At 46.1% G+C, this 1,272-nt stretch carries 1 protein-coding gene; it reads right to left on the bottom strand.

Annotated features, from left to right (window positions below):
- Nucleotides 1–123 precede the first annotated feature (123 nt).
- On the bottom strand, nt 124–1,173 hold the full coding sequence (locus tag AC6I5A_RS13705) for an IS481 family transposase (protein ID WP_034617217.1): 1,050 nt from the start codon (nt 1,171–1,173) through the stop codon (nt 124–126).
- Nucleotides 1,174–1,272: the final 99 nt, after the last annotated feature.

Genomic DNA, 1,272 nt, shown 5'->3' with positions numbered 1-1,272 from the left:
ATTTCCTATTATTTATCTTATCGAATGTTCCCCACATGCGTGGGGATGAACCGGGAGGAATAATGTGTCCTAAACAGGACTTGAGTTGACAGTGGCCCGATCCTTCCGGATTGATAACAGCGGTTAGGCTGCTGTCATTTCGCTTAAATTTTTCTCTCTAAAGAGCTTCAATCCATCCTGGAATGTATCCATGGGAGTTCTTCCCTGGCAACGTTTCCCCTGATGGGTTCTTTTTTCATTGTACTCATCCATATACGCATCCAGATCGACTTGCAAGGATTCCAGATCCGCATAGAGCCTCTTTCTAAAGGCAACCTTGTAAAATTCATTGAGAATGGTCTGATGGACCCTCTCGCAGATTCCATTCGTCTGGGGACTTCTGACTTTCGTCTTGGTATGATCGATGTCATTGAGCTGCAGAAACAGTTGGTAAGGATGCTTATCGGGAGATCCACAGTACTCCGTTCCCCGGTCCGTTAAAACCCGTAAAACGGGAATATTGAAACTCTCAAAGAAGGGGATTACCCGGTCATTCAGAAGATCGGCTGCCGTAATGGGGATCTTCGCCGTATATACCTTGGCAAAGGTGACCGCTGAATAGGTGTCAACGACAGTCTGCTGATAAATACGGCCAACACCCTTCAAATAGCCAACATAAAATGTGTCCTGGCTGATGAGGTAGCCCGGATGCTGTGTCTCGATCTCATCCGGATGGGATTCTCTCTCCCTTTTCGCTGCCTCTAACGCAACCAGTTGAGCTTCCGTATAAACGATGCCTTCTTTGGCTGCTTTCTCTTCCAGAAGATGTAATCGTTTCTTGAAGGTTTCTAAACCATGCCTGAGCCAGATACTACGGACTCCTCCGCTGGAGACCAAGACCCCTTGCTTCCTCAACTCATTGCATGCCCTGGCCTGGCCATAAGCCGGATATTCATACGCCATGGCCACCACAGCTTCTTCAATCTCCGGCGATACCCGGTTCTTAATACAAATCTTCTTCCGGCTTTTTTCCTTCAGTCCTTCTATCCCTTCTTCTTCATAAACCTTCTTGATGTCGTAAAAATGCTGCCTTGAAACACCATTAATCCGACAAGCCTGGGATACGTTCTGTAGATATTCAGCTAATTCTATCAAACTGAGTTTGTTTCTGATAAGCTTCTGCTCGGTGGTCATTTCCTTTACCTCCTGTTTATTGATTGCTGCTAACAATCCGGGAGGTATCTGACCACCTTTTCTGACAAACTGTCAACTCAAGTCCGTCCTCTTACAAAT

Source organism: Desulfosporosinus sp. Tol-M2 (assembly GCF_059735615.1).
This window is presented reverse-complemented; position numbering and strand designations above follow the sequence as displayed.

What these genes read in the sequence shown, in the direction of transcription:
- AC6I5A_RS13705 (WP_034617217.1), bottom strand. Translation starts at nt 1,173, where the DNA reads ATGACCACCGAGCAGAAGCTTATCAGAAACAAACTCAGTTTGATAGAA.